Origin of the sequence: Acetobacter sp., from assembly GCF_022483985.1 — a bacterium.
GTDB lineage: Bacteria > Pseudomonadota > Alphaproteobacteria > Acetobacterales > Acetobacteraceae > Acetobacter.
In genome coordinates this window covers 781282-807536 of record NZ_JAKVME010000001.1, presented here as the reverse complement: position 1 = coordinate 807536, position 26255 = coordinate 781282, and the positions used below count along the sequence as shown (strand labels likewise).

Here is a 26255-nt window from a genome sequence, read left to right as displayed (position 1 = left end):
AAAGCCCTCGCCTTTTCATGGATGCAACCGGATCAGCCGGGTTGAGGCGATGCCTCTCCCAGAGACGGCGGCGCTGCCGGTTTGCTGATCACCGGCGGCACCGAAGAACGCCGGTTCTCCGGCATCGCATCATCAACCACAACCCGTTCGATCGGCTCGCCACGCAGGATCTGGCGGATTTCCTCGCCACTCAGCGTTTCATATTCCAGCAGCGCTTCGGCCAGACGGTGCAGTTCGTCGATATGCTCGATCAGCAGCGTGCGGGCGCGGTCATAAGCCGAATCAATCAGCTTCTTGACCTCCGCGTCGATGGAGCGGGCCGTTTCTTCCGAGATGTTCTTGTTCTGCGTCACCGAGTGACCGAGGAACACTTCCTGACCATTATCGCCGTAAGCGATCATGCCCATCTTGTCGCTCATGCCCCATTCCGTGACCATCCGGCGCGCCTGATCGGTCGCCATCTTGATGTCGCCCGAAGCGCCGCTCGTCACGTTATCCGGGCCAAAGATGATTTCCTCGGCGGCACGCCCGCCCATGGCGAGATCAAGCTCGGCCACGCATTTCGCACGACTTTTGGAATAACGGTCGCCTTCCGGCAGGCTCATCACCATACCAAGGGCACGCCCACGAGGGATGATGGTCGCCTTGTGAACCGGGTCGGTGCCAGCCGTCAGGATCGAGACGAGAGCGTGACCACCTTCATGGTAGGCCGTCATCTTCTTCTCGTCGTCGCTCATGACCAGCGAGCGACGCTCTGTGCCCATCAGCACCTTGTCCTTGGCGTTTTCGAATTCCAGCATCGCGACAGTGCGCTTGCCCTGACGTGCGGCCAGAAGGGCCGCTTCATTGACCAGATTGGCCAGATCAGCGCCGGAGAAACCCGGTGTGCCACGCGCAATGACCTTCGGATCAACGTCAGAAGCCAGCGGCACCTTGCGCATGTGCACACGCAGAATCTGCTCGCGACCGTTCACATCCGGGTTCGGCACCACGACCTGACGGTCAAAGCGACCGGGACGCAGCAGCGCGGGGTCAAGCACGTCAGGACGGTTGGTCGCGGCAATAAGGATCACACCCTCATTGCTCTCGAACCCGTCCATCTCGACCAGCATCTGGTTGAGGGTCTGCTCACGTTCGTCGTTGCCTCCACCGAGACCCGCGCCACGGTGACGACCCACGGCATCGATTTCGTCGATGAAGATGATGCAGGGAGCGGCTTTCTTGCCCTGCTCAAACATGTCGCGGACACGGGACGCACCGACACCCACGAACATTTCCACAAAGTCGGAACCGGAAATGGTGAAGAACGGGACATTCGCCTCGCCCGCGATCGCGCGCGCCAGCAGTGTCTTGCCTGTGCCCGGAGGGCCGACAAGCAGCACTCCCTTGGGAATCTTGCCGCCAAGACGGGTGAACTTCTGCGGGTCTTTCAGAAATTCGACGATTTCTTCCAGTTCACCCTTGGCCTCCTCGATGCCCGCGACATCAGCGAAGGTCACGCGCCCCTGCTTTTCCGTCAGCATCCGAGCCCGGGACTTGCCGAAGCCCATGGCCCGACCGCCGCCCGACTGCATCTGCCGCATCATGAACAGCCAGACCGCACCCACCAGAAGGAACGGGAACCAGTTCAGCACGATCCGCAGGAAGGGGTTGCCTTCAGCCTCAAGCGGCTTGGCGACCACTTCAACACCCTTACCCGTCAGGCGGGACACAAGACCCGTATCCTGCGGCGCATAGGTCTCGAAAGACGTGCCGTTGGTCAGCGTGCCGGAGATATTGTGTTCCTGAATGACAACCGAGCGAACCTCGCCCTTGTCGACATCACCGATGAAGTCGGAATAGGCGATCTGCTGCGCGGCATGCTGCGCCCCTGTGGGCTGGAACATGTTGAACAGGAACAACAGCAGAACAATGATGCAGACCCAGAGGGCGAGGTTACGTCCAAAATTATTGATCACGACATCCGTTCCATACTGTTCCTATATGCGTCCGTTCCTGTGGCGCTGGTCTCATGAGACCGGTTTCACGCGACGAATGCAATCCTGTTCATGCTGACATTGGGTCTTCGCGCCCTGCATGAAAGTGGCGCTCAGGTTAAATATGCGTTCATCCAGAGGAAAGTTGCCGTCACAGGCGATGCCGGAGCGAAATCAAACGACATTTCCGCAAGCAGTTTCTGATCGCCCAATCCCAGATGCGGCACACACAGAAGCTGCCCTTCTTTCCAGAGCGCAGGCAGCGTCGCGGTCAGCGCAGCCGGTAGCCCTGCACGCTCCTTACGGGACAGCCCGAACCCTGCGGCTCCCATCATAAGACCGGAAGGCATGTTCTCTCCAGAGTATCTGAGAACAAACCGCCTGTCCCATGACAGATTCCTGCCAGCGGGAACCAGAGGCTCCATCGCCGCTGTTTCCCGTATGAGCAGCCACTGCTCCCGACGGTCATCACCAGCCTTCCCCCGCAGTAGCCGAACACCTCCGAGTGTGCCCGGGATTTTTTTTTCACGCAGTTTTTCTACCGCAGCCCGAGAGGGCAGATAATCCCCCCCTCCAATGCAGCGAATCAACGCCGCCAGAACGTCCACCGATGGAAGCGCTTCTCCGAGCGCAGCCCATCCCCACGACATCAGACACTGTGTCTTGACCAGTTCATCGACGACCGCCTGTTCCTGCGCCACCCGCTCATCGGCTGCTATTTCCGCCTGCCGCAGCAATCTCTGCTTTTCGGTCGAGCCAAGCTGTTTTCTGACCCTTACCCGTTCAGCGCGTTCATTTTCATTCGAGGGATCGTCACACCAGACAAGCCCCGCCTGCCGGAGCGTGTTGCGAAGGGCCTCACGGGAATAATCCAGCAGGGGCCGGACAATCCGGATATCCGCACGTTCGGACACCCACGCCATGCCCGACAGGCCCACACCGCTTCCACGCTTCTTCCGCATCGCCACGGTTTCCACCTGATCGTCGGCCTGATGCGCGACCAGCAGATCGACCGCCCCAACCCTGCGACAGGCCTCGATCAGCACTTCGTAGCGGGCATCACGCGCCCGCCGCGCCAGAGCCGGTCCATGAGGAAGCGTCCTGACCCTGAGCAGCTCTGCGGGTATGCCCAGTTCGGAGAGGGTTTTCAGAGCGCTTGCGGCTTCATCCGCAAATTCGGGACGAAGCCCGTGATCCACCACAAAGGCTATCAGCCGCTTCCGCCATGACGCAGCAAGCCATGCCAGCGCAATGGAATCACCTCCACCGGAGACTGCCAGAGCAACCGGTGGAGCGTCGGGAGTATCCGGGAGCCAAGGCCCCAGCCAGTCCATGACAGCCTGAAACCCCTCTCGCGAAACCGTCGTCCGACCAGTGAACAGGGAAAAGTTTCGCTCTCCCGGCAGACCGGTCATTGCCGACCTGCTCTCAGGAGCACTCACCCTGCTTGGAGAAATAGGCCGTCGATTTCGCCACACGTTCTGAAGGACTTGGGAATTCGGCTTTCAGTTTCGCCAACGCCTGACACGCTGCCTTCTTGTTTCCAAGACTGATCAGAGCCGAACTGACACCAAGCAACGCGTAGGGCGCCTTCGCTCCTTTCGGAGAAAGCTTGTAGGCGTCGAAATAAGCAACGGTGGAGTCACGATACTGCTTCTGCCCGGCCAGAGATTGTCCAAGCAGATACTGAGCGTCGATCTTCACCGCGCCTTTTCCATGCGCGATTGCTGACTGGGCGCTCTCCTGAGCGGCGCTGTAATCATGCTTCAGCAGGGACGCGTTTCCTGCCTTGAGCGCTGCCTCGGGTGTCTGCGCTTCGTCGCTTGCAGTCGTTGCGTGAGAGGCGGCTGTTGCCTCTTCCTTCTTGCCCGGAGCAGGAGAATCCGCCGCAGCCGCAGCACCTCCGCCATTCTGTGCCGCAAACTGCATGTCGCTCATCTGCTTGGAGAGAGCGGCACTCTGCTCCTTGAGCTGATTGGTCAGTTCTTCAAGCTGTCCACTCATATCACGCTGCTGGGCTTCCAGCGTATTCACCCTGTCCAGAAGCTGGGCGACAAGATCACTGCCTGCCCCGCCGGACTGACTACCGGCAGCGACAGGAGCCGGCAGAGAACCCGATGATCCTGCGCTGTTCTGGACCTGTGACAGTTGCTGACGCAGTTCCATGATCTGGTCCTGCAACGCAATACCTTCCCGGCTCGAAACCTGTGCATGCGCGGCAACCGCCCCGAAGGACAGCAATACGGTGAATCCCATCAGGCACGTCATCCGGAGCGATTTCCGGAACGGGTAAGAAAATCCTGTCATGACAAGTCTTGCGCGGCTGAAGAGCCGTCTCCCTCTGGCGTTGTCCATGCCATTCCGGTTTCTGCATATCGTTCCCGAAACACAGACGACCAGAGGCCGGTGAAGCATCTGTCAGTACAACCAACAGATGATCATCTGTCCCTTTGCTTTAACATGATTCCTCATCCGACTAGCAAGCGGGAGCGATGGAATGAACCAGCCATTCATGCCTGACGCCACTCCCCGCAAAAATGATTTCGTCAGACGGGGTTTTCCGGTCACATCAAAAAGAAAGGCCGGACAGATGCATCGCACCTGTCCGGCCTTTCAAGAGTAACGATATAATCGTTCCAGACAGAAATTACTGAACGGAAGTGATCGCGTTACGGTTCTGTGCCCAGACGTCTTCACCCTCGCCGGTCGCCGTCGGACGGTCCTTGCCGTAGGAGATCGTCGTCAGACGGGAGCTGGCGGAACCCTTTGCAACCAGATAGTCGCGAGCTGCGTTAGCACGACGCTGGCCGAGTGCAAGGTTGTATTCTTCGGTGCCACGATCATCGCAGTTACCAGCGATCTGCACGGCAACCTGCGGATACTTCGCGAGCCAGTCAGCCTGCTTGTTGAGCGTGGCTTTGGCGTCAGCGGAAAGGCCGCTCTGGTTCAGTTCGAAGAAAACGCGGTCGCCCACATTTGCAACGAGATCGGCTTCGCTTCCCGGTACCGGGCCGCTTGGCTGTACAGCAGCACCTGAGCCGGTGTTCGCACCGGTGTTGGCGTGATCATCGGAGCAGCCAGCAAGAAGAGCCGCTACACCGAGCGCACCAAGAAGTTTCAGTCTCATTTATTTTGATCCTAGGATCAGTTCCGTGAATGGAACTTAAGGGGGGATGGAAGAAGTAAAAATGGACCAGTTTCATCTTTTCCAACGCGGGAATACTGCTTCATTACCTGAAGCAGTTCCCTCGTCGGAAAGTCACTGTCCCCTAAGCCACATTGCTGAAGACACGTCAAGCGTCTTCAGCGGCAGGCATATTATTTTGCATGTCCCCCGTGCATGAGAGGCACTCTTTCCCAAACAGGAAGCGTGCCGTCTCAGACGTTCAGAGGTGACCAGGTCGGGCTGGAACCGCCTTCCGGAGTGGGAATGGCGCGCTCATGGAAGCCAGTAATATCAATGGTATGGATGGCCGCCCCCCCGCTGGAGCCTCCACGGGAGAAGGCCAGCACACGACCATTCGGGCAGAAACTGGGGGATTCCACCGTATAACCCTGCGTCATGATACGCTCGCCGGTTCCATCAGGATTCATCACGCCCAGCGAGAACTGTCCGCCGGAAATACGCGTGAAGCCGATCAGATCACCACGTGGCGACCAGACGGAATCGCCGTAGTGACCACTGCCATAGGAAAGACGGCGGGCCGCACCGCCGCTCGCGCTCATGATGTAGAGCGCAGGCGAGCCCCCTCTGTCCGAGTTGAACACGATCTGCGAACCATCCGGGCTGAAGCTCGGACTGACGTTAATCGCACCACCCGATGAAGTAATCTGTCGCTTTGATCCGGACGCAATATTGACCGAATACAGGTCGGAACCACTTCCTTTCGCTACAGGAACAATCAGGGAGTTGCCATCGGATGAATAGTGCGGGCCGAGCGGAACGCCGTTGAAATCGCCAATGATGCGCTGGTGGCCACTGGCGAGATCAAACACATAGATACGTGGAACGGCGGACGCGTAGGAAAGAAATGCAATCTGGTCGCGCACCGGGCTGAACGCGGGCAGCTTGGTCTGTGTGCTGCTCAGGATGCGGCAGTTCGCGCCGTCCTGATCCATGACGGCCAGCCGCATACGGGGCTGATGGGCCGAACCCGAGCGGGAGATAAAGCCGATACGGGTGTCGAAATACCCTTTTTCACCCAGCATACGCTCATAAATGACGTCACCGATGATATGGGCGATCCGACGCCAGTTGGCGGCATTGGTCGTATAGGCCGTCCCCTGAATCTGCTGGCCCGCGAGCACATCCCACAGACGGAACTCGACGCGGATACTGCCACTGCCCGAAAATCCACCCGTGACCGCAGCATGCGCGCCCATCGCCTTGTAGGGTGCGAAGTCCGGTGTGCCGGACATGGCGGAACCCGGCAGAACAGTGAACAGACCCGTGTTGGAAAGATCGTTGGTCACAACCTGCGTGATCTGCTCGCCCACGCCGGGACCGAAAGAAGGAATGACGATGGGAATGGGAGCCGTACGGGCCTGATCGACCGTAATTTCCGCTTCGGGAGCATCGGCGGCCCTTGCGGAAAGAGGCGTGACTGTCAGACCGCCCATCAGGCCCGCGCCCGCCGCCAGTCCGCCACCGAGCAGGGAACGCCGACGCATTCCGTTCGGACCAAAAGCCTCCGCAAGAGCTTCGGCCTCATGATCCGGAAGAAAGCAGTTGGAAATCGAAATCATGGTCATGTGTCCTCTCCAGTCAGCGGCTTATGGCCGGAAGACGAATTTCAGAGTCTGGGTCTGGCCCAGCAGGTTCTTCGGAATAGGCAGTTTTGAACAGGTTGGACTGAGCACCGCTGCACGCGCCCGCTCGGCCAGCGCCCGGTAAGACGAATCTCCGCTCATCTTGGCCTGCGTTTCGGGCGCAAAAGTGACAATGCGCGCCTCGCCTGTCGCATCAACCGTCACAATCAGGTGCGCCACGAACGTCGCATAGTCCTTCGCGGCGGTATCTTCAGTGTAGCAGCGACGGACCTGACCACCGATGGCGCGCTGGTCACCAGCGCTCATCTTGCCGGTGATATCGCCACTCGGCGATCCTCCACCATTCGGCGCGCCTCCCTGACGCGGGTTGGCCTGACCTTTTGGCGCATGCGTCTGCTTGGAATCAGCCCTGAAGGAATCAAGGGTCTCCAGCAGCGAATGCGTGTCAGCCTCAGTCTTCTTGGCCGGATTGGGCTGCGTGATATGCGACGGCAACGCCATATCCGGCAGCTTGTCCGTCGGCTGGGACATCGGCGACGGCGGCGCAACGGCAGAGGATGTCTGCACGGGAGCCTGCAATGACGGAGGGGCCGCAACCTTTGAAGGCGTCGGTTTTGCAGGCGGTGTTGGCGGCGTTTTCTCCGCGTCCGGAGACGGTTCCTCCACCTTGGGCGGAATGGGGGTGTCCGGCAACGGCGGCGCTTCAGTAGGCGGCGGGGGCGGCACGGGCGGCGGAGGCGGCGGAGGAGGAGGCGTCTCTTCCGGCGGCAACGGCTTGGGAGGCGTCGGCGTCTGGGGAGCGTCTACCTTTTCGGGGGCCGGCGCTGGTGCGGGCTTGGAGGAAGGCGTGGCGGATTTGGCCGGCGGACCGGAATCGCTGCTCGCGCCTTCGAACTGCACTTCCACTGGAGGCGGTTCTTTGGGTTCCTCAGGCGGCTTCGGCGTCGGGATCACCAGCAGCATGGCCGCAAGGATGAGGAAATGCAGCGTGCCCGAGGCAATCGTCGAGCGCCGCAGCAGAATTGTTTCGGAACGGCGGGGCCGAACCATGGAGTGTCAGACTCCTGACATCGCACCGCAGCGCGGCAGACCGACGGACCGTTCTTGAGGTCCGTGGCTACCGCACCGGGGCATAGTGAAGAAAAAAGCAGCAGTTTCAGGCATGAGCGACAGAACTCACTGACCTGTGGCAGCAGGCTGCTGCGCCAGCAGGGCGACATGCGTGAAGCCACCAGCCGTGATCTGGCCCATTACCTGCATGACCTTGCCGTAGTCGATATGCGCGTCACCCCGCACAAAGATACGGTGCTCCTGATCATTCTGTGCAGCGGCCTTGAGCTGACTGACCAGTTCATCCGCGGAAACAGGGTTGTCACCGAGATAGATGGAACCGTCCGCCTTGATGGACACGGTGATCGGCTTGGTGTCCGCATTCACCGGCTTGGCGTCGGTTTTCGGCAGATCCACGTTGACGCCGCTGGTCATCATCGGTGACGTGACCATAAAAATGATCAGCAGCACCAGCATGACGTCGACAAGCGGTGTGACGTTGATGTCCGACATCGGACGACCACGACGGCGTGAGCCGCGACGACCGCCCCTTCCTCCGACCGACACGCCCATGACTTACGCCCTTTCCTCGGACTGACGGGACAGGATGGCTGCGAATTCGGTGCCGAAGCCTTCCAGACGATCCTGAAAATGCGTCAGGGAATTGTTGATCACGTTGTAGCCGATCACAGCCGGAATCGCAGTGATAAGACCGATCGCCGTTGCGAACAGCGCCTCGGAGATACCGGGGGCCACAACGCTCAGGTTCGTGTTGTGCATCGCCGCAATCGAGCTGAACGAATGCATGATGCCCCAGACCGTGCCGAACAGACCGATAAACGGTGCGATCGGCCCGATGGTTGCGAGGAAAATCATCCAGCGCTCAAGACGTTCCATCTCACGCGTAATGGTGATGTTCATCGCCCTGTCGACCCGCTCCTGCACGCCGCCATGAACGAGATCCACGCCCGGAATACGGGAGGACCGACGCCACTCGCCCATCGCCGCGCCAAAAATGGCGGCCATCGGATGGGCAGGCTTGGCGCCCTCGTTTTCATACAGATCGTCCAGACTGCCGCCGGACCAGAACTTGTCCTCAAAAGCTGTAGCCTGCCGCTCGACACGACGAAGGGTTACAATCTTGTCGAAGATGATGGCCCAGACCCAGATGCTGCAACCGACAAGGCCGAGCATAACCAGTTTGACGACGAACGACGCCTGCACGAACAGGCCCCACAGCGACAAATTCCCGCCCGCAGCTGCGGCGAGATTTGTTGCGTCTACCGCTGCTTGATCCAAAAAACGCCTCCTGTCCTGAACGGACCTGCTTTTTTCTGCCGCGCGACCGGCTCCCAGCGACAGCCAGAGAAGACAGTGCACTCCCGACTCGCCGAATAGTCGAATCGTCTGGCGATCCTTACTGTCTTCCCGCGGAAAGCAGAAGAGACCTTCCCATCATTCGTGTTTCATTCTTCAAGTCTGGCAAGCAGAGCACGCCACGAAGGCGGAAATCGGGCAGGCCGCCCATCTGCAGCACGGATGCAGGCCAGCCGCACATCCGTATGAACGCAAATCGTGTCATCCTTGATAAAATCCTGCACCAGATGACATGTCGCGGCCGCCTGCGCCTTCAGTCTGGTGCGGACAGTGAAGACATCGTCGAGACGCAGTGGACGGCGATAATCGAGAGTCGCGTTGCGAACCACGAACAGAAGGCCGTGATCGTTCAGCAGGTCCATCGCCGACATGCCTTCCGAACGGATGGCTTCCGTGCGCGCCCGCTCTGCAAAAGCCAGATAGCGCGCATGATAGACGACACCACCCGCATCGGTGTCTTCGTAATAGATTCGGAAGTCGATATTATGAATGGTCATGCTTCGTCTTCTCCGGTCACGTCATCTTCTGCAAGCAGATCGAACTGCGCCATCTGGGCCGATGCCGGTGGTGTCAGCCCGAGATGTCGCCAGCCACGCTCACCCAGCACGCGCCCCCGGCTGGTACGCAGCACCAGCCCCTCCTGAATCAGATACGGCTCGATCACATCCTCCAGCGTGTCTCTCGCTTCGGCTAGAGCCGCCGCCAGTGTTTCCACACCGACCGGACCGCCGTTGTGATAGTCCGCGATCCGCCGCAGATAGCGACGGTCCATGCCGTCAAGACCCAGACCATCCACCTCAAGACGGGTCAGCGCCGCATCAGCCAGTTCAGCGCCGACAGGTTCGCCATCAACATTGCCGACCGACGCGAAATCCCGTACCCGCCGCAAGAGTCGCCCGGCAATACGCGGTGTTCCGCGTGACCGACGGGCAATCTCCATCGCGCCAGCCTCCGTCAACGCAAAACCAAGCTTGCGTGCGCCTCTGGACACGATGAGCTGCAACTCGTCCGGGGTGTAGAACACCAGCCGTAGCGGGATACCGAAACGGTCCCGCAGAGGCGTCGCCAGCAACCCGGCGCGGGTTGTCGCCGCGACCAGCGTGAATGGTGCGAGATCAATCCTTACCGAGCGGGCGGCCGGTCCCTCTCCGATGATCAGATCAAGCTGGAAATCCTCCATCGCCGGATAGAGGATTTCCTCAATGGCGGGTTGCAGGCGATGAATCTCGTCAATGAACAGCACATCACGCGGCTGAAGATTGGTCAGGATAGCCGCCAGATCCCCTGCCCTCTGGATCACTGGCCCGGACGTGGCGCGAAACCCCACACCGAGTTCACGTGAGACAATCTGCGCGAGAGTCGTCTTTCCCAACCCCGGCGGTCCATGCAGCAGAACATGGTCGAGCGCCTCGCCGCGATTACGCGCTGCTTCGATAAAAATAGCCAGATTTTCCCGGCTTGCTTTCTGGCCTGTGAAGTCGGCAAGGGTCTGGGGGCGAAGACCACCTTCCCCCATATCCTCTTCGGTGCGTCCGGGATCGACTGTGCGGTCGTTCATTTCGCCAGATCTTTCAGGGCATCACGGATAACGCCATCCAGCGTCGCATCGGCGCCTTTTTCCGCAATCAGACGCGACACGATCGGCCATGCTTCCGCGCGGCGAAAGCCCAACCCGGCGAGCGCCAGCAGGGCGTCCGCCTCAATGGTTCCACCGACATTACCCTGAGCGATGATCGCGGCTGTCGCTGTGCCGCCCCCGCCACCCGGCATTTTTCCGGCCTTGTCGCGCAATTCGGTCAGCAGACGATCTGCAAGACGCCCTCCCACACCGGGCGCACGGGTCAGACTGGCCTTGTCTGCGCTGGCGATGGCGGAAATCAGTTCGGACGGAGACAGTGTGGAGAGGAGACCGAGCGCCACCTTGGCGCCAACACCCTGAATGGCGGTGAGTGTGCGAAACCATTCGCGCTCGGCCGTGGTTGCGAAACCATAGAGAAGGATGGCGTCTTCACGGACAATGGTTTCGACCAGAACCTTTGCAAGCTCGGGTGGGTTCGGGAGCGCCGAAATCGTGCGGGTGGAGGCAAAGACGAGATAGCCCACACCATTCACGTCGATCACGCAGCGATCATTCTCCACATGGGAAAGCAGACCGGTCAGGGAAGCGATCATCGGCGCGCACCCGCGCCACGGGCAGAAGCGCTCCAGCTCCCTGTTTCCACTCGCAAGGCGCTGGCGCGGTGATGCGCGTGACAGATGGCGACTGCCAGTGCGTCCGACGCGTCATTGCGGGAGATCGAAGCGCTGGGCAGCAGGCGACGCACCATCATTTCAACCTGCTCCTTGGTAGCCGCTCCCGTTCCGACCACAGCGCGCTTGACGGACATCGCCCCATATTCAGCCACTTCCAGACCTTCTAACGCGGGAGCCAGAAGCGCAACCCCACGGGCATATCCAAGCTTCAGGGTCGAGGAACCGTTGCGGTTGACATAGGTTTCTTCCACGGCGGCTTCATTGGGTTTGTGTGTCTGGATCAGGGCCGTCAGCGCATCATAAAGGGCGCACAGCCGGGCGGGCACAGGCTCACTGCTATCGGTTGCGATCACCCCGTCCGCGACGTGAATGAGACGATTGCCGTCAACGTCGATCACACCCCAACCAGTGAAGCGCAATCCGGGATCGATGCCGATGAGGCGGGCTCGTGAAGTCATGTTTGTTCTCTTAGCGTTCTTGCCCCCCGCACGCCAGAGCGTCCCCACGAAAGCGTCATTCGGCCGGGTGGAAAGACCCGGCGGTATGCTGAATATTTATTACCTCCAACCTAACTCACGCTCACAGGAAAGATATCTTTAATAATTTCCATGATAAGCCGGAGTGACTGTCCGGAGCAGGCGAAGGAAAAACAGCGATGGCCCGAGTAAGATGTCTCATGATGCAGCGGGATGAGACACTCCTCCTTGAGGCCTGGTTCCGATATTACGGTTATCTTTTCGGCTTTCAGAATCTCTGTGTTTTTGACAACAACTCGACTGATCCGGCTGTCATTGAAACCCTCAGAACATATGAACGCGCAGGCGCGGATATTCACTGGGGGCATAATCGCCCGGAGGATTTTCTCGGTCGCCACGAACATTTCAAAAATGTCATTCGTCACTGGGATTCTGGAGGGCAGTATGATTTTGTTCTCCCCGTCGACTGTGATGAATTTCTTGCCGTTTTTACGGAGGACGGCCTGAGTTGCGCCAGAACAGCCATCCACGGAGCCTTTGACGCCCTGCTCGGTGACAAGCGCACATTCGAGATTCAGTCGATGCTGTTCAATGTGCCTTCAAGACCGGGATATTTTCGACCCGAACCGCATATCCGGACTTTCCTTGCGGCAGAGACTCTGGACGACATGGACTTTGGCTTCCAGAGTTGCTCGTCGAGAATCTCCCATGGGCGGCGGATTACGGATTTCACTTTCCTTCACATGCACAACAAGCCTTTTTCCAATCTGCTGCAACATGCGCGTTATAAGCTGGAAAAGGCCGTCCCCCTCGATAACCCCAAAATTCTGACAGGCTACAATGGACCGGAAGCCCGTCTGATCCGGTATCTGGGCATGAAAGAGGATGATTATCTCAGGCAGTTTGATAACGGGGTCTTTCTGCGATTTCAGGGGCTGGCCGACCTCATGCCAGCCTTGGGAATCGCCTCCCAATACCTGACAGAAAAGGCCTCCGGAAAACCCGGCATACCAGATCAAACTGATTTTATTGATGTGACCAAAGGCAGGATTACAAAAACGACTTATTTTGATCCTGCGATTTACCTCCAGCTCAATGCCGATGTGGGAGCCGCAGGTTTTCCGCCCTTGCGCCATTACATCTCACATGGCCGGGATGAAGGACGCCCTGTCATGGAAACCATCTCTGGAGGTGTGATCGCAGAGGCCGCCCTTCCGGACAGCCTGATCCTGAGCACACCCAGAAAAAAGCAGGCGCAATCAAAGAAAGCCTCTGCCAGAGGACAGACCAGACAGCCCCGCAGGAAACCCGCCGCATCCTGAAGACAGAAGCGCCAATCCTGTAACCATCTTTCCTTACGGTGCCACGCCTATACTTCCGGTCCCATACAAGCCTCGAACAGAACGGTGATTTCCGCTTTCTTCAGAGGCATGACAGGCCGTGATTCCTATCAGGATGACAAAGACCGTAATCAGCCTTGTCATCCTGTGCAGCACGGAGACACTGAGAGAACTGTCCGCTTTCCCGGCAAGAAAAACGGTTTTTCTCCTCATGCCGGATTACTGGCCGGCAGAAGCAGGCGCGGAAGGCTGCGACGGAGCACTGGGAGAAACCGGTGCGCCAGCCTGCTGCTGAACCGATATGTTGGGTGCGACCACACGATTAAGAACAGTGAACGACACTGATTCCATCGTCGTGACATCAATCTTGTCGTCTTTTTTCAACTGGGCGAGCATCGGCTGGAATATTTTCTGCTTCACCACGACTTCACGCTGCGTTCCGGCTGAATCGATGACCGTCAAGGTGTGCGCATCCGCGTCGGCTGAGACAACACTGACACGCCGACGCCTGAAGGTCACAAGCGTACCGTGCGGATGACGATTCGCGTAACCACGGGCGGTGGACGTGGTGGACTGCGGCACCGGGCTGTCGGGAGCCGCAAGCGTTGCATCCAGCGTCTTGAGCGCACGAATGCTCAGTCGGTCTCCCACATCCAGATGGGGCAGAGCATGACGCTTCAAAGGCACATCAAGCGTGAACAGATCACCATCTTCAGCACGCAGCAGGATTTCTCCCGTATCGCTGTCAACGGTTTCAACCGTAGCAATCGTACTATCTGTGGCAGTAATCACGCTTTGCGCTGCCGCAGGTTCGGCCACAAGAGCGGTGACTGCACATCCAGACATCATGGCGGCAAGGGCTACGGCACGGCAGGACCTGACCGGACGAAAAAATGTCGAGGGTTTCATGGTGTCAAGACGCCTTCAATATTCATATCACACAACGTTACAGGCAATGATTACCCTATGCCATTCCTGATTGCACAACTGTCGCAATTTGAGAACCAACAGCAACCCGTCCAGCAGGAAGGCGCTTGTCCGCCTGCAATATTCCTGAACACCATCACGAACAGGACACAACCCCGACTTTTCAGACGCGGCCTGTTGCACATCTCCCCCACAAAAGGCTTATGGTTTATCTCACAGCAGTAAAGTCGCTCTCCCGGCTATCGGGGCGCCGCATTACTACTCTGACACGACGAAGGATCATTCTTGTGCCGACAAGTTCTCCCTACCCTCCCGAAGTGATCCCGACGATCCGTGTTGTAGCCATGCCGACCGACACCAATCCCGCCGGAGACGTTTTTGGAGGCTGGCTTGTCTCCCAGATGGACCTCGCCGCTGGAACCGCTGCGGCTTTTCGTGCCAAAGGCCGTTGCGTCACCGTGGCGATCGACAGCTTCATTTTTCATGAACCGGTCGCCGTCGGCGATGAGGTCAGCATCTACACCAAGATCACCCAGACAGGCTCGACCTCAATTATCGTCCATGTCGAGACTTGGCGCAGAGCCCGCAACACCAACGAACGTCGCAGAGTGACGCAGGGCAAATTCACTTTTGTTGCGCTGGATGAAAACCGCAAGCCTCGTCGCCTGCCACCAGAAGCCGGATTTGATACAATCACGGACTAATAAGACAGACCTGTGATTTTCAGGGAGCAGACCCACTCAAATCCGGTCGGCTGTCCATATATTCATACGCTCTGCGGTTATGATTTATTCATCCATATTTCTTATGCATAGTCATGTCATTGCAGATTCGAAGTTAAGGACTTAGAAGGGTTAAAGAGTGAATATTAAAATATATATTGCAACACATAAAGAATTCAAACCGCCATTTGATAAAAACTACGTTCCCATTCAAGGAGGAAAAGCGATTGCAAAAACGACAACCTCTTATCAGGGCGACGATGTTGGTGACAATATTTCCGATCTGAACAAGAATTTCTGTGAATTGACCGTATTATACTGGGCCTGGAAAAACGATATTTCGTCCGATTTTATCGGACTCGTTCACTACAGAAGATATTTTTCCAAGATTAAGTATGGAATTGATCAATACGTAGCAGACCACAACGGAAACAACTTCACTCTCACTGACGATAAAGAGATTGCAGCTTCACATGATTTCAGTGAACTTGAGGGTCATACGGATCTGATCCTGCCTGTACGCCCCCATGTCGGGCAGATTCTTCAGAATTATGGCGCCAGTCATCATGTTGAAGACCTTTATTTAGTGCGCGAAGTGATCAAAAAAATCTACCCTGACTATGTAGATGCTTATGATTACACCATGCAGAGTGTAACACACATGTACAACTGCAATATGATGATCACCAGAAGAGAAATATTTGCAGAATATTGCGAATGGCTTTTCAAAATTCTTTTTGTGATGAAAGACATGACCTTCTACAGAAACTACGATGATTACCAGCAACGCATTTTTGGTTTTATATCAGAGAGGCTCTGCAATGTCTGGTTGCTCAGGAACCGCCACAGATTCTGCATTGGTGAGCGCCACATGGTCGTTGTCGACAGCCCATGACATGAATTTCTGACAGATATATATTCTGTCAGTTACAAATTCCGCTGAAAACAAAGCCTCTATTTTTCTGCATCACGCTTTCGGGTTGGGATTGAATGCCCCAACCTCTCATGCGGGTTGCGAAACCCCAGACTGCCAGCCGCCTGCATCCGGGAAGAGATATCCTTGCATCAGATTTCGTTCAGCGACCCAACGCCTCTGCCTGATCTGACTTCTCTTTCAAAACCATGCCGAGCCTGAGTGTAGCCGCTACGTTACGCGCCGCACGGATCAGATTGGGACGAGCCTCGGCAAGAGCTTCGACAAGTGTGCATGGTCGGGAAACCGATGCGAAAACAGCCGCGATCCCCACCTGATGCACCTTTTCGACATCTATTCCCAATGACCCGCCAAACGCGATAACCGGCTTTCCCAGACGCTCTGCCAGAGCCGCCACGCCCGCCGGCGTTTTCCCCCTAATAGTCTGACCGTCAATGCGTCCTTCGCCCGTGATAACCAGATCGGCAGAGCCCAGCTTTTCTTCCAGCTCAAGTATCTCGCTTACAATCTCAAAACCCGGCCTCAACCGGGCATTCAGAAAAGCAAGCGTTCCCGCTCCGGCTCCTCCTGCCGCACCGGCGCCGGGGATATCAGCGACCTTCTTTCCCAGATCCTCTTCCAGACGACAGGCATATACAGCCAGAGCAGCATCCAAGGCCGCGACAAGTTCGTCCGAAGCTCCTTTTTGAGGCCCAAACACGGCGGAAGCCCCTTCTGCACCAAGCAGAGGGTTGTCCACGTCACAGGCAATCTCCACCGTGCATTCGGCCAACCGCGGTTCAAAGTCCGATAGATCAATGCGTGCAAGTCGACTCAGGGCCAGCCCACCCGCCTCAAGCTCGCGCCCCTGCCCGTCCAGCAAACGTGCGCCGAGCGCCTGCGCCAGACCGGCCGCTCCATCATTCGTGGCGCTCCCACCAAGACCAATAATGAAATGCCGACATCCCTCATCCAGAGCATGTCGAATGAGATCACCTACACCTCGGGTCGTGGTTCGTCCTGGGTCACGCTGATCGGGAGACAGCATTTCAAGTCCGGCAGCCGCAGCCATCTCGATCACGGCGATGCGTCCGTCTCCCGTGATGCCATAGAAGGAATTGACGGGCGCGCCGAGCGGGCCGGTAACCGACACCTCCACCAATTTACCGTTTGTAGCGGCAACAAGAGCCGAGACGGTACCCTCGCCACCATCAGCCGCTGGACAGGCGACAAACTCCGCATCGGGGAATATGTCCTGAAAACCAGTCTGGATAGACTCGGCCACCGCGATTGCAGTGAGGCTTTCCTTGAAGGAATCGCAGACGATAGCGATTTTTATTCGATTTTGCATGAGAATATTTTAGCGCATTTTGGCTACACAATCCAAATAGCACAATGGACATTTCGATAAACTCTATAAGAAAGAAAATATTACGACGTGTCGTCAGTCAAGCAGTATGATCGCTGACACGAACTGAAATTCGGTTCATTTTCTTGTGTCAAAAACGTTTCACCGAGGCGAGTATCTGGTCTGCTGATTTGACCCGCCGATATAACCGCCTGAAGTTGATGAACAAGACGACTTATCTGGATTTCATCGTCGAGATCATCCGCCGCCACGACGGAGCAAAGGGCTTCGAGGTCCTGCCACGACGATGGGTGGTCGAGAGGACTTTTTGCTGGATGACCCGCTGGCGACGACTCGGGCGTGATTACGAGCGCCGCGTCGACGTGTCACAGGCCACGATCTTCGCCGCCATGGGCACCAATCTCATGCGCAGAAATGCTCACTCGTGATTTTCCAAACAGGCTCTAACTGACGACACGCCATAAAATTAAATAAAAAACAGTCATAACAATTTTTCCTTCACCAGCCTCTGAAGTGGGGCCTCTATTAAATAAAAACTACAAAAAGAGAAAAAATATATAACAGCAATTGAAAACAAAATAGATAATACATTATTAATGTAATGGATTATTCCAAAATAAGATATAAACCACAAAATTGGGAAGTGAAGCAAATAAACAGAAAAACTAAATTTTCCGAAATTAGTTATAATTCTATTAGATAAAATATACTTAGATAAAATTGTTTTTTTACAGAATGAAAAGACAATAAATCCCGCCATAAAAATTTTTGCAAAATCTTGATAATAAAACGATAGAAGGATATCATCCTTTAAATTACTGTAAATAATATTTCTAAATACAGAAACCGGAAAAAATATTAAAAATATAAATAATATAGACATAGACTGAAAATAAAGAAATATTTTTTTATTTAAAATATTAGAAAAGAAATCAGCATTCATTCCCAAAAAAACACCAAACAAAAAGATATGCAACTTTGAAAATACAAACACTCCAGGAAGCTTTTGCCGTATTAAAAAAATCCCAATAAGTAAGGGAACAAGACACACTGCACAGCTTAATCGAGTATGTTTTTTTTGCGATAAAAAAAACCATACGCCTATAAACAAAACATAGAACTGAAACTCCGGCCCAATTGACCAAAAAACACTCGCGGACCCAAAAAAAAGAAAACTTCTAACCAATTGATAGATATCAATTTTATAGACAAAATCATGACTGCACATTTCAAAAGCAAAAAAACTAGATAGAATTGTTATATAATAAAGAGGGACAATTCTAGCTACACGTGCAACAAGATAAGCTCTGACAGATTTTAATGTAAATTCCTTTCCTATATAAATATAACCCATCAAAAATCCACTCAAAACAAAGAATAAAAGAACACCATAATTACCAACAGCAAACAAAACACCAGTATTCATGGAAAAATCAGAGGCACTCATATGCCCATAAACAACCATAAACGCAGCAAGACCCCGAAGCCCATCCAATGCCTGAATATGATTTACCTTTCTTGATTTATTTTCATGATCAGGAAAAGTATCCATTTTATCTGCTACCTGCATTAATTCGCTCAAAATTTACAGAAAACGTTGACGGAATATCTTTGTTTTCTTGAGCAGAAAAATACTGGCTAAATCGCCAATGGCAATACTCAAAACAGAAGCAATCGAAAAAGGGCGTCCTTACGGAACGCCCTTTTCACTTTCAATAGAAAGCAGTGCGCTTCAGCCCGGCAGCATGGAGCCGGTTTCCACAAAACGCTCATGCCAGGAGAGCGCTTCCTTAAGCAGATGAGGCGTATGCTTGCCGAAGGAGTCCTTCAGAGCGCGGGTCAGATAATCTTCCAGCATCGGCCGGTATGTCGGATGCGCGCAGTTGCGGATCACCACTTCAGCACGCTGCACCGGACCCAGACCACGCATATCGGCCAGCCCCTGCTCCGTCACGATGATCTGGCTGTCCTGCATGATGTGATCCACATGCGCCGCCATCGGAACGATTGCCGAAATGTGACCATCTTTAGCCGTGGACGGCGTCAGGAAGATCGACAGGTAGGAGTTACGGGCGAAGTCGCCTGACCCACCGATGCCGTTCATCATTTTCGAGCCCATGACACGGGTCGAATTGATGTTGCCGTAGATATCGGCCTCCAGCATGCCGTTCATGGCGATACAGCCAAGACGACGGATGACTTCAGCGTTGTTGCTGACATCCTGCTGGCGGAGAATGATCTTCTCACGGAAGAAGGAAATACGGCTGTTGATTTCCTCAACGGCGTCGGGGCTGAGAGAGAACGACGTCGCGGACGCGATCTTCATCCGACCATTGTCCAGCATACGCAGCATGCCGTCCTGAATGACCTCGGAGTAGCCCATCAGATTCTCGAACGGTCCCTCGTTGAGACCATCGAGAACCGCATTGGCCACATTGCCGACCCCTGACTGCAACGGCAGCAGATTCGCTGGCAGACGGCCAACCTTCACTTCATGCTCGAAAAACTCAAGCAGATGCCCGGCAATAGCCTTTGCCGAATCGTCGGGCTTGGCGAACGGCGCGTTCCGGTCGGGCTCGCTGCTACGGACAATCGCGGCAATCTTGCCGGGATCGACCCGCAGGAATGTCTCTCCAATGCGACCATCCGCGCTCGTGAGCGGAATGATGTCGCGGGGCGCCATGCCGCTGATATTGCCCCGGAACACGTCGTGCATGCCCTCAAGACCTTCGGGCTGCCAGTCATTGACCTCGATGATGACCTTTTCGGCCAGATCCATGAACGTCTGCGAATTGCCGACCGACGATGTCGGAACGATACCACCATCTTCGCGAATCGCGGTCGCCTCGATCACGGCGAAATCGAACTTGCCGTAATTGCCCTGCATGGCGCGGGGAGCGACCAGTCCGAGATGCGTATCGAAATACTCGGTTTCACCGGAATTGATGTTGTTGCGCATCGCTGCGTCGGTGTTGAACGGCGAGCGGTAGGAAACGCCATGCACCTTCGCGAGAGCGCCATCCATCTGAGGCCCCGTGGATGCGCCCGTCACAAGACGAACCTTGAGTTCCTCACCTTTCGCCGTCGCCGCGGCGATCCGGTCAGCCAGCGCCATGGGGATGGCCTTCGGATAGGCAGCGCCGGTGAAACCGCTGGTTCCCAGAGTGGCGCCGTTGCCGATCATGGCGGCTGCGGCTTCCGCCGGCATTTCCTTGGCGCGCAACGCCTGGTTACGGATACGATCAGTCATAAAGCGTTCCAGTTCCAGCTTCGATTCAATGGACCGGCCCCGCAGCCGCGTCCCACTCGGGAATCGTCTACATCGAGCCACCTGATCCGGGAGCGGGAGCGGTCCTCTGACTGTTTCTTGTTTTCTGTGCAGAAAACCATCTCAAGTCCTCCCCGAAATCATTCGGTTTCCCATCTACGCTCAATTCGTCGGAAAACGCGTCTCACATGAATGTGCGTAGCCCCTGTTTACCCCTCTTATCCGATCGAATTTTCGTGAGGTCAGTACGCCACAAAAGTCGGGACCGCGTTATAAAAGGCAATAAATAATGAAATGCCCCCTTCGCTCACGAGAAAAATTGGCCAAATATGACAGAGTGATGTCGCAAGCGAGCACGCCATGTATGACCAGAGAGACTTACAGCACCGTATCGCCGGTCGACGCATTCGCGTCGTAGGAGACGTGCATGGTGATCTGGATGCGTTCCGCCACGCCGCCGCAACCGATCGCTTCATCATCCAGTTGGGCGACCTGGTCGATTACGGTCCCGACAGCGCCGGCACGCTCCGACTGATGGCTGACATCATCCAGAAAGAAAGAGGCCTTTTCCTTCTGGGAAATCATGACCGCAAGCTGGGACGCGCCCTCATGGGCCGAAAGCTGCGACGCGATCCTCCTCTGGAAGCAACACTGGAGCAGATTCATGAACCAAGAAACGCGGATATCCGGGAAGCCCTGCTCCCGCTTCTGAAAGACGCCCCCACATGGCTGCGGATCGGCCGCAGGATATTTGTCCATGCGGCTTTTCATACCGGCATGCTGGAAGAAACCGCGCCCTCCGGTCTGGATAATGTCTCACCTCTGCTCTCACGCGCCCTTTTCGGTGAGGTAACGGGAAAAACCCAGCCTGACGGTTATCCGGAACGCCGCCTGAACTGGGTGGACCATATCCCCATGGGACACACTGTTTACTGCGGCCATGATCGACGTTCCACGGACGGAAGGCCTTGGGTGAAGCATGGACGTGCTGGCGGAGCCGCGGTTTTTGTCGATACAGGGGCAGGAAAAGGCGGCCATCTGGCATGGATTGATCTGCCTGATGAAGTCCGTGACATCCCCGACTATCCCCCACCGTCATCGTTTTTCTGAGACGTGATTTTATCACAAACCCGCAGACGGCCCGTTGCCCTGTTCTCTCTGCTCGCGGCATGATGACACAGCCGATTCTCAATCGTCCCGACCAGCCACGTCTTCCGGCGTCAAGGAAGGTCCGGGACACATGACACAACAGGACCAAATGGCGTGACTTCTGCCTCCTCTGACACGACTCCTTCCACCGACAGTCTCAGCCGACAGAATGCCGAGCTGGCGGCGCTCCGTCAGAGCATCGACAATATCGACATGGCGCTCGTGGCGATTCTGGCCGAGCGGTTCCGCTGCACGCAGGCCGTCGGCGAATTGAAAGCCCGCTACCGGATGCCGCCAGCCGATCCGTCGAGAGAGAAGCGCCAGATCACTCGGCTCAGGCAACTGGCGAAGGACGCCAAGCTGGACCCTGACTTTGCCGAGAAATTCCTGAATTTCATCATCAGCGAAGTCATCCGGCATCATGAGGCCATTGCCAGACAGACGGACGCCACTGTGGGATCTGTCAGCAATGATTAAACCGGTCGCCCATCGCCTCCTGCTGCTCAGACATTGCGAGGCCGCACCACCCGAAGGTGGTGACATGAGCACGAAAGCCGATCTCGCACGTCCGCTGACAGATGTCGGTCATCGCATGGCAAGACAACGCGGGGAGAGCATGCGCCGGGCGGGTCTCGTCCCGGATCTGGTGCTGTGCAGTCCGGCCATGCGGACCCGCCAGACCTATGCCGGGCTGCTTCCGTTCGGACGCAACGCCCGGCCCGAAATCCGCATCGAGCCGACCCTGTATCTCGCGGCCCCCGACGAGCTGCTCGCGCGTCTCCGGGCAACGCCGGATTCTGTGCATACGATTCTATTGGTGGGCCACAATCCGGGGCTCCCGGCCCTCGCCCGCTACCTGAATGGCGTGGAGGTTGCTCTCGAGTCTGATTTCGAACTCGGAACGCTTGCGACCTTCAATGTCGAGGTGGAGGAGCGGGAAACCATAGCTCTGGCATGGAAATCTCTGGGGCCGAAAACCGCGTGGATGGAATCGTTCTCGCAAAATTGAGCGGAAATCCGGCGATAAAACCATGCCTCGCAACAAGGTGACCTGATTGCAGGGTTCCGATTTCGCTCGTGATCGGAGACATTCATTTTTGACGCCACCGTCTGTCAGACGTGTGGCAAGATCGTTTCAGAAGTAGCGCCATCGAGCGCGTCGGAGGAAGCTGTGACGGGTACAACTGCCAGCATCAAAATCGGAGACAAGTCGGCGGAACTGCCGGTTCTCAAGGGCATTCTGGGGCCGGATGTCGTCGATATTCGTCGTCTGACCCATGATACGGGCGTTTTCACGTTCGACCCTGGCTATGGCGAGACCGCCTCTTGCGAAAGCAAGATTACCTTCATTGATGGTGACAAGGGCATCCTGCTGCATCGGGGTTACCCTATCGAACAGCTCGCTGAGCACGCGTCCTATCCGGAAGTGGTTTACCTGCTTCTCAACGGGGAACTGCCCAACAAGCAGCAGCATGATTCCTTCGTGAACACCCTCACGAATCATACCCTGCTGCATGAGCAGATTCGCAACTTCTTCAACGGCTACCGCCGTGACGCCCACCCGATGGCGATCCTGTGCGGCACGGTCGGCGCCCTGTCCGCCTTCTATCCGGACGCCAACGACATCTCCAGAAAAGAGAGTCGTGACCTTTCGGCCATGCGTCTGATCGCCAAAATCCCGACGATTGCCGCATGGGCTTACAAATACACGGTTGGCGAGCCGTTCGTTTATCCGCGCAACGATCTGAACTACGCCGAGAATTTTCTCTCGATGATGTTCGCCCGCCCCTCCGAGCCCTACAAGGTGAACCCGGTTCTGGCGCGCGCCATGAACCGTATTCTCATCCTCCATGCCGATCACGAGCAGAACGCCTCGACCTCGACAGTGCGTCTGGCCGGCTCAACCGGCGCCAACCCGTTCGCCTGTATCGCCGCCGGCATCGCGGCTCTGTGGGGACCGGCTCATGGCGGCGCCAATGAAGCCGTGCTGAAAATGCTGGCCAGCATCGGCTCCAAGGACAACATCCCTGACTTCATCTCCAAGGTGAAAGACAAGAACAGCGGCGTGAAGCTCATGGGCTTCGGACATCGCGTCTACAAGAATTTCGACCCACGCGCGAAAATCATGCAGGCGACCTGTCATGAAGTGCTGTCGGAACTCGGCATCAAGGATGATCCGGAACTCGATCTGGCCGTTGAGCTGGAAAATATCGCTCTCAGCGACGACTATTTCGTGCAGCGCAAGCTCTATCCGAATGTCGATTTCTATTCCGGCATCATCCTGAAGGCGATGGGCATTCCCACCAGCATGTTCACCGTGCTGTTCGCGGTCGCCCGCACCACAGGCTGGATCAGCCAGTGGAAGGAAATGATCGAGGAACCCGGGCAGCGTATCAGCCGTCCCCGTCAGCTCTACACCGGTTATGCAGAACGCGGTTTTGTCGAACTGGACAAGCGCGGCTGAAAGACCCTGATGACCGAAAAAAGGAGGCCACCCGAAAGGTGGCCTCCTTTTTTATTGCGATTACGTCTTGCACGGAAAGCGGGGCGAACAGCCAGTCTCCTCGCTGAAATGAGCCTGAACAGCGTTACGCATTCATGTCGGCGGAGATGACATCAAGGGATGTCTGGAGGCTTTCCGAACCACAGGAAAGCTCAATGAGCGTTTCCCCAAACAGGCAAATGCTCTTCAACCAGACCGGTACAACCGTGATCTGGTCGGCTGGAAAGAACGGGTTGCAATGACACTACCAAACAGGAAAATGCGGCCTATTTTACGACGCAGTCACAGCCTTCTGTCGGTTCATTGCTTTTCTTTACGACATGATGATCAATCCACTCGGAGACCAGACGCCTTGCTTCATTGAGGGACGATTCCGGATGGTGGATGCGGTAGAGAGTCGTGCAGGCATTGAAGGCGGAAACATCATTTGTTCCGACCAGCTTCAGCTCCTGATAAGCCGTGATCACAGCCCTTTCGCAGTTTCTCGCTATCCGACTGCTATCGACCACTTTGTTTATCCTTAGAATTGATAATCATTTGCAACTCGATGATTATATCTTATGCCTTTCGTCTCCGCAAGGAAATGGCTCACCCTCCAGCATCACGTTTAACTCACGTTATGTATCAACTCGTCCGAATCTGTTGTTACAATCCTGTACCAACATGGATTTCATCACGCATCATTGCCTGACGCCGCCTGCCGATACCACTCAGTTTTGTAGTGGTCTGCCCCGGCTTGTCCCATTTACCTTTTGAAACCATGTCAGGCAGTGTGCGGGCCGTTGGGGAGAAACTCTCGTGTCAGAAGATATTCCTGTTTCCGAGGAAGATAAATCGTCAGGATTCCGTGCGGCGATGGAACTCATGGAGGATGGCGATTACGAAGAAGCGTGCGATATATTTGAGAGCCTTGCAAAAAGTTTTCCTGATGATCGGGGAATCTGGTGGCAGTATTTGTCTGCCCTGCAACATGCCCGTCTGACGCAGAAAGCGGATGAATGTACAGAGTTCTGTTACAGGGCATTCGCTGACGATGTCGGCTTCACACTGGGCTGGACACGCGCCTTTGACGCCCGAGCCGACTGGGATGAATGTATCCGGCGACGCAATGCCGTGCTCAGACAGCATGATCCACGTGCGGATTTATCCTACCTGCCGGTTGTAACCGAGATTTTTCTCCCTCTCGTCGAGAAGAAGGAATTCGGTGCGATCAGAGCCGTTCTCGCCAGATACTGGGATGTGCTGACACGGTTCGATCAGTGTGGCGCGGCGCTCTACTTCGCTCTTGAAACAATCGGCGATTTTGAGCGCCAGATTGAGCTTTGCAACATCTTCCTCAAACGCTGTGATCCCGGGAACCCGGTTCTTGATGGCATCAATTATGCCAATCTCCGTGTCATCGCCGAATCAGCTCTCTGGAATCGGAAGAGGCTGTCTTGCAGCGGAAACACGACACAAATCCTGTCCCTCGGACAGAACTGCCTACCCTACTCAATAGCAAATCGCTGGGGTCTGCTGAAATATATCGGCGACCCAGACGCCATAACGATTTTCGATCTTGGCGCTTTCGGACGGAACTCAGCCGCAGAAGCTCTGCTTAGTGATTTTGAGAGCTTTCGAAATCCGGAAAACTATTATGAAAGCCAGGACCCGGCCGGCGCTCCAAGAATGATGCATCGTCCCAGCGGCGTTCATTTTGGCCACGAGCGCGGTCGCACGCTCATCGGCGCTGACCACAAGAATTTCTTCTCTCTGATCAACAAGAAGATAGATGCCTTTCAGGATATGTGGCGCAGGAGCAACTGCCTGCTTGTCTACGCCATAGCGGGTGAGTGCGACCTGCCTGAATTTGTCCACAGCATGGAAAAAATCCTTGAAAAGAACGCTTCACGACTTCTCGTTCTGAACTGCAACCGTCAGGTTCAGGAATGTCCGGAATCCCGGAATGTCACCTATTTCCACATCCCGTTTCCGTTCGACTACACTTGGAACGAAATCACCAATTTCACGAGAGATGAAGGGCTTGCCTTCGATATCCGGATCACAGCAGCTATCAAAAACGAACTTGACCGGATGGACAGGAAACAAGACGCTATCACCTGGTTGTCATACGTCTGACAATCAGGACAGCACTGAAAACTGCATACATGGCAGTATAAAAA

At 55.8% G+C, this 26255-nt stretch carries 25 protein-coding genes and 1 pseudogene; 9 read left to right on the top strand and 17 right to left on the bottom strand.

Going from position 1 to position 26255, the window contains the following annotated elements:
* Nucleotides 1-32: 32 nt before the first annotated feature.
* From ftsH to ruvC, 12 genes are all read right to left on the bottom strand, one after another.
* Complete coding sequence (ftsH, locus tag LKE90_RS03535; RefSeq protein WP_291490990.1) at nt 33-1955, bottom strand: ATP-dependent zinc metalloprotease FtsH; 1923 nt, start codon at nt 1953-1955, stop codon at nt 33-35.
* Between the two features lie 134 nt (nt 1956-2089).
* Nucleotides 2090-3391, bottom strand: coding sequence for a tRNA lysidine(34) synthetase TilS (gene tilS / locus LKE90_RS03530; RefSeq protein WP_291490899.1), 1302 nt, complete (start codon nt 3389-3391; stop codon nt 2090-2092).
* Between the two features lie 13 nt (nt 3392-3404).
* Nucleotides 3405-4283, bottom strand: a complete 879-nt coding sequence (locus LKE90_RS03525) for a hypothetical protein (protein ID WP_291490898.1) — start codon at nt 4281-4283, stop codon at nt 3405-3407.
* A 340-nt stretch (nt 4284-4623) separates the two neighbouring features.
* Nucleotides 4624-5103: a peptidoglycan-associated lipoprotein Pal gene (pal, locus tag LKE90_RS03520; RefSeq protein WP_291490897.1), complete on the bottom strand. Its 480-nt coding sequence runs from the start codon at nt 5101-5103 to the stop codon at nt 4624-4626.
* A 251-nt stretch (nt 5104-5354) separates the two neighbouring features.
* On the bottom strand, nt 5355-6722 hold the full coding sequence (gene tolB / locus LKE90_RS03515) for a Tol-Pal system protein TolB (RefSeq protein ID WP_291490989.1): 1368 nt from the start codon (nt 6720-6722) through the stop codon (nt 5355-5357).
* Between the two features lie 27 nt (nt 6723-6749).
* Nucleotides 6750-7796, bottom strand: coding sequence for an energy transducer TonB (locus LKE90_RS03510; protein WP_291490896.1), 1047 nt, complete (start codon nt 7794-7796; stop codon nt 6750-6752).
* Nucleotides 7797-7922: 126 nt separating this feature from the next.
* Nucleotides 7923-8369: a protein TolR gene (gene tolR, locus LKE90_RS03505; RefSeq protein ID WP_291490895.1), complete on the bottom strand. Its 447-nt coding sequence runs from the start codon at nt 8367-8369 to the stop codon at nt 7923-7925.
* Nucleotides 8370-8372: 3 nt separating this feature from the next.
* Nucleotides 8373-9095, bottom strand: coding sequence for a protein TolQ (gene tolQ / locus LKE90_RS03500; RefSeq protein ID WP_291490893.1), 723 nt, complete (start codon nt 9093-9095; stop codon nt 8373-8375).
* A 167-nt stretch (nt 9096-9262) separates the two neighbouring features.
* Entirely contained in the window at nt 9263-9670 is a 408-nt protein-coding gene (gene ybgC, locus LKE90_RS03495) for a tol-pal system-associated acyl-CoA thioesterase (protein ID WP_291490892.1), read from the bottom strand.
* Nucleotides 9667-10731 carry a Holliday junction branch migration DNA helicase RuvB gene (gene ruvB, locus LKE90_RS03490; RefSeq protein ID WP_291490891.1) on the bottom strand — a complete coding sequence of 355 codons (1065 nt, stop codon included), beginning with the start codon at nt 10729-10731 and terminating at the stop codon, nt 9667-9669. Before ruvB ends, ybgC begins: the two co-directional genes overlap by 4 nt.
* A complete protein-coding gene (gene ruvA / locus LKE90_RS03485) occupies nt 10728-11345 on the bottom strand; it encodes a Holliday junction branch migration protein RuvA (RefSeq protein WP_291490890.1) in 618 nt (205 codons plus the stop codon). The genes ruvB and ruvA overlap by 4 nt, the downstream gene beginning before the upstream one ends.
* Nucleotides 11342-11884, bottom strand: a complete 543-nt coding sequence (gene ruvC, locus LKE90_RS03480) for a crossover junction endodeoxyribonuclease RuvC (RefSeq protein WP_291490889.1) — start codon at nt 11882-11884, stop codon at nt 11342-11344. Before ruvC ends, ruvA begins: the two co-directional genes overlap by 4 nt.
* A gap of 197 nt (nt 11885-12081) precedes the next feature.
* On the opposite strand from ruvC, the gene LKE90_RS03475 reads away from it, so the two are divergent.
* Nucleotides 12082-13224: a glycosyltransferase family 2 protein gene (locus LKE90_RS03475; RefSeq protein ID WP_291490888.1), complete on the top strand. Its 1143-nt coding sequence runs from the start codon at nt 12082-12084 to the stop codon at nt 13222-13224.
* Nucleotides 13225-13461: 237 nt separating this feature from the next.
* On the opposite strand, the gene LKE90_RS03470 is transcribed toward LKE90_RS03475, so the two are convergent.
* Complete coding sequence (locus LKE90_RS03470; RefSeq protein WP_291490887.1) at nt 13462-14151, bottom strand: hypothetical protein; 690 nt, start codon at nt 14149-14151, stop codon at nt 13462-13464.
* Nucleotides 14152-14513: 362 nt separating this feature from the next.
* Between LKE90_RS03470 and LKE90_RS03465 the strand changes: the two genes are divergently transcribed.
* Together LKE90_RS03465 and LKE90_RS03460 are read left to right on the top strand one after the other, a co-directional pair.
* Nucleotides 14514-14873, top strand: coding sequence for an acyl-CoA thioesterase (locus LKE90_RS03465; RefSeq protein ID WP_291490988.1), 360 nt, complete (start codon nt 14514-14516; stop codon nt 14871-14873).
* A 157-nt stretch (nt 14874-15030) separates the two neighbouring features.
* Nucleotides 15031-15786 (top strand): DUF4422 domain-containing protein, encoded by a 756-nt coding sequence (locus LKE90_RS03460; protein WP_291490886.1) that lies wholly within the window; start codon nt 15031-15033, stop codon nt 15784-15786.
* Between the two features lie 181 nt (nt 15787-15967).
* On the opposite strand, the gene LKE90_RS03455 is transcribed toward LKE90_RS03460, so the two are convergent.
* On the bottom strand, nt 15968-17155 hold the full coding sequence (locus tag LKE90_RS03455; protein ID WP_291490884.1) for a glycerate kinase: 1188 nt from the start codon (nt 17153-17155) through the stop codon (nt 15968-15970).
* Between the two features lie 200 nt (nt 17156-17355).
* Here LKE90_RS03455 and LKE90_RS03450 point away from each other — a divergent pair.
* A pseudogene (locus tag LKE90_RS03450) lies at nt 17356-17601 on the top strand (transposase); the annotation flags it as partial.
* A 53-nt stretch (nt 17602-17654) separates the two neighbouring features.
* On the opposite strand, the gene LKE90_RS03445 reads toward LKE90_RS03450, so the two are convergent.
* The gene (locus LKE90_RS03445) at nt 17655-18725 is read right to left on the bottom strand and encodes an acyltransferase family protein (RefSeq protein WP_291490883.1); all 1071 of its coding nucleotides are present in this window, start codon (nt 18723-18725) and stop codon (nt 17655-17657) included.
* A gap of 180 nt (nt 18726-18905) precedes the next feature.
* On the bottom strand, nt 18906-20423 hold the full coding sequence (locus tag LKE90_RS03440) for a succinate CoA transferase (RefSeq protein WP_291490882.1): 1518 nt from the start codon (nt 20421-20423) through the stop codon (nt 18906-18908).
* A gap of 378 nt (nt 20424-20801) precedes the next feature.
* Here LKE90_RS03440 and LKE90_RS03435 point away from each other — a divergent pair, with 378 nt between their 5' ends.
* From LKE90_RS03435 to gltA, 4 genes are all read left to right on the top strand, one after another.
* Nucleotides 20802-21551, top strand: a complete 750-nt coding sequence (locus tag LKE90_RS03435; RefSeq protein WP_291490881.1) for a metallophosphoesterase — start codon at nt 20802-20804, stop codon at nt 21549-21551.
* A gap of 153 nt (nt 21552-21704) precedes the next feature.
* Nucleotides 21705-22067, top strand: a complete 363-nt coding sequence (locus tag LKE90_RS03430) for a chorismate mutase (protein ID WP_291490880.1) — start codon at nt 21705-21707, stop codon at nt 22065-22067.
* The gene (locus LKE90_RS03425; protein WP_291490879.1) at nt 22060-22599 is read left to right on the top strand and encodes a SixA phosphatase family protein; all 540 of its coding nucleotides are present in this window, start codon (nt 22060-22062) and stop codon (nt 22597-22599) included. Before LKE90_RS03430 ends, LKE90_RS03425 begins: the two co-directional genes overlap by 8 nt.
* 162 nt (nt 22600-22761) lie before the next feature.
* Nucleotides 22762-24054 (top strand): citrate synthase, encoded by a 1293-nt coding sequence (gene gltA / locus LKE90_RS03420; RefSeq protein ID WP_291490878.1) that lies wholly within the window; start codon nt 22762-22764, stop codon nt 24052-24054.
* A 305-nt stretch (nt 24055-24359) separates the two neighbouring features.
* On the opposite strand, the gene LKE90_RS03415 is transcribed toward gltA, so the two are convergent.
* Nucleotides 24360-24602, bottom strand: a complete 243-nt coding sequence (locus LKE90_RS03415; protein ID WP_291490877.1) for a hypothetical protein — start codon at nt 24600-24602, stop codon at nt 24360-24362.
* A gap of 289 nt (nt 24603-24891) precedes the next feature.
* Between LKE90_RS03415 and LKE90_RS03410 the strand changes: the two genes are divergently transcribed.
* On the top strand, nt 24892-26211 hold the full coding sequence (locus LKE90_RS03410; protein ID WP_291490875.1) for a tetratricopeptide repeat protein: 1320 nt from the start codon (nt 24892-24894) through the stop codon (nt 26209-26211).
* Nucleotides 26212-26255: the final 44 nt, after the last annotated feature.

Excerpts from the sequence above, each read along its gene's own strand:
- tolR (WP_291490895.1), bottom strand. The coding sequence starts at position 8,369 with ATGGGCGTGTCGGTCGGAGGAAGGGGCGGTCGTCGCGGCTCACGCCGT.
- LKE90_RS03455 (WP_291490884.1), bottom strand. The coding sequence starts at position 17,155 with ATGCAAAATCGAATAAAAATCGCTATCGTCTGCGATTCCTTCAAGGAA.
- ruvC (WP_291490889.1), bottom strand. The coding sequence starts at position 11,884 with ATGACTTCACGAGCCCGCCTCATCGGCATCGATCCCGGATTGCGCTTC.
- LKE90_RS03470 (WP_291490887.1), bottom strand. The coding sequence starts at position 14,151 with ATGAAACCCTCGACATTTTTTCGTCCGGTCAGGTCCTGCCGTGCCGTA.
- ybgC (WP_291490892.1), bottom strand. The coding sequence starts at position 9,670 with ATGACCATTCATAATATCGACTTCCGAATCTATTACGAAGACACCGAT.
- tolB (WP_291490989.1), bottom strand. The coding sequence starts at position 6,722 with ATGATTTCGATTTCCAACTGCTTTCTTCCGGATCATGAGGCCGAAGCT.
- LKE90_RS03510 (WP_291490896.1), bottom strand. The coding sequence starts at position 7,796 with ATGGTTCGGCCCCGCCGTTCCGAAACAATTCTGCTGCGGCGCTCGACG.
- LKE90_RS03435 (WP_291490881.1), top strand. The coding sequence starts at position 20,802 with ATGTATGACCAGAGAGACTTACAGCACCGTATCGCCGGTCGACGCATT.
- LKE90_RS03475 (WP_291490888.1), top strand. The coding sequence starts at position 12,082 with ATGGCCCGAGTAAGATGTCTCATGATGCAGCGGGATGAGACACTCCTC.
- LKE90_RS03525 (WP_291490898.1), bottom strand. The coding sequence starts at position 4,283 with ATGACAGGATTTTCTTACCCGTTCCGGAAATCGCTCCGGATGACGTGC.
- ruvA (WP_291490890.1), bottom strand. The coding sequence starts at position 11,345 with ATGATCGCTTCCCTGACCGGTCTGCTTTCCCATGTGGAGAATGATCGC.
- LKE90_RS03465 (WP_291490988.1), top strand. The coding sequence starts at position 14,514 with ATGCCGACCGACACCAATCCCGCCGGAGACGTTTTTGGAGGCTGGCTT.
- pal (WP_291490897.1), bottom strand. The coding sequence starts at position 5,103 with ATGAGACTGAAACTTCTTGGTGCGCTCGGTGTAGCGGCTCTTCTTGCT.
- tilS (WP_291490899.1), bottom strand. The coding sequence starts at position 3,391 with ATGACCGGTCTGCCGGGAGAGCGAAACTTTTCCCTGTTCACTGGTCGG.
- ruvB (WP_291490891.1), bottom strand. The coding sequence starts at position 10,731 with ATGAACGACCGCACAGTCGATCCCGGACGCACCGAAGAGGATATGGGG.
- LKE90_RS03425 (WP_291490879.1), top strand. The coding sequence starts at position 22,060 with ATGATTAAACCGGTCGCCCATCGCCTCCTGCTGCTCAGACATTGCGAG.
- LKE90_RS03445 (WP_291490883.1), bottom strand. The coding sequence starts at position 18,725 with ATGGATACTTTTCCTGATCATGAAAATAAATCAAGAAAGGTAAATCAT.
- LKE90_RS03440 (WP_291490882.1), bottom strand. The coding sequence starts at position 20,423 with ATGACTGATCGTATCCGTAACCAGGCGTTGCGCGCCAAGGAAATGCCG.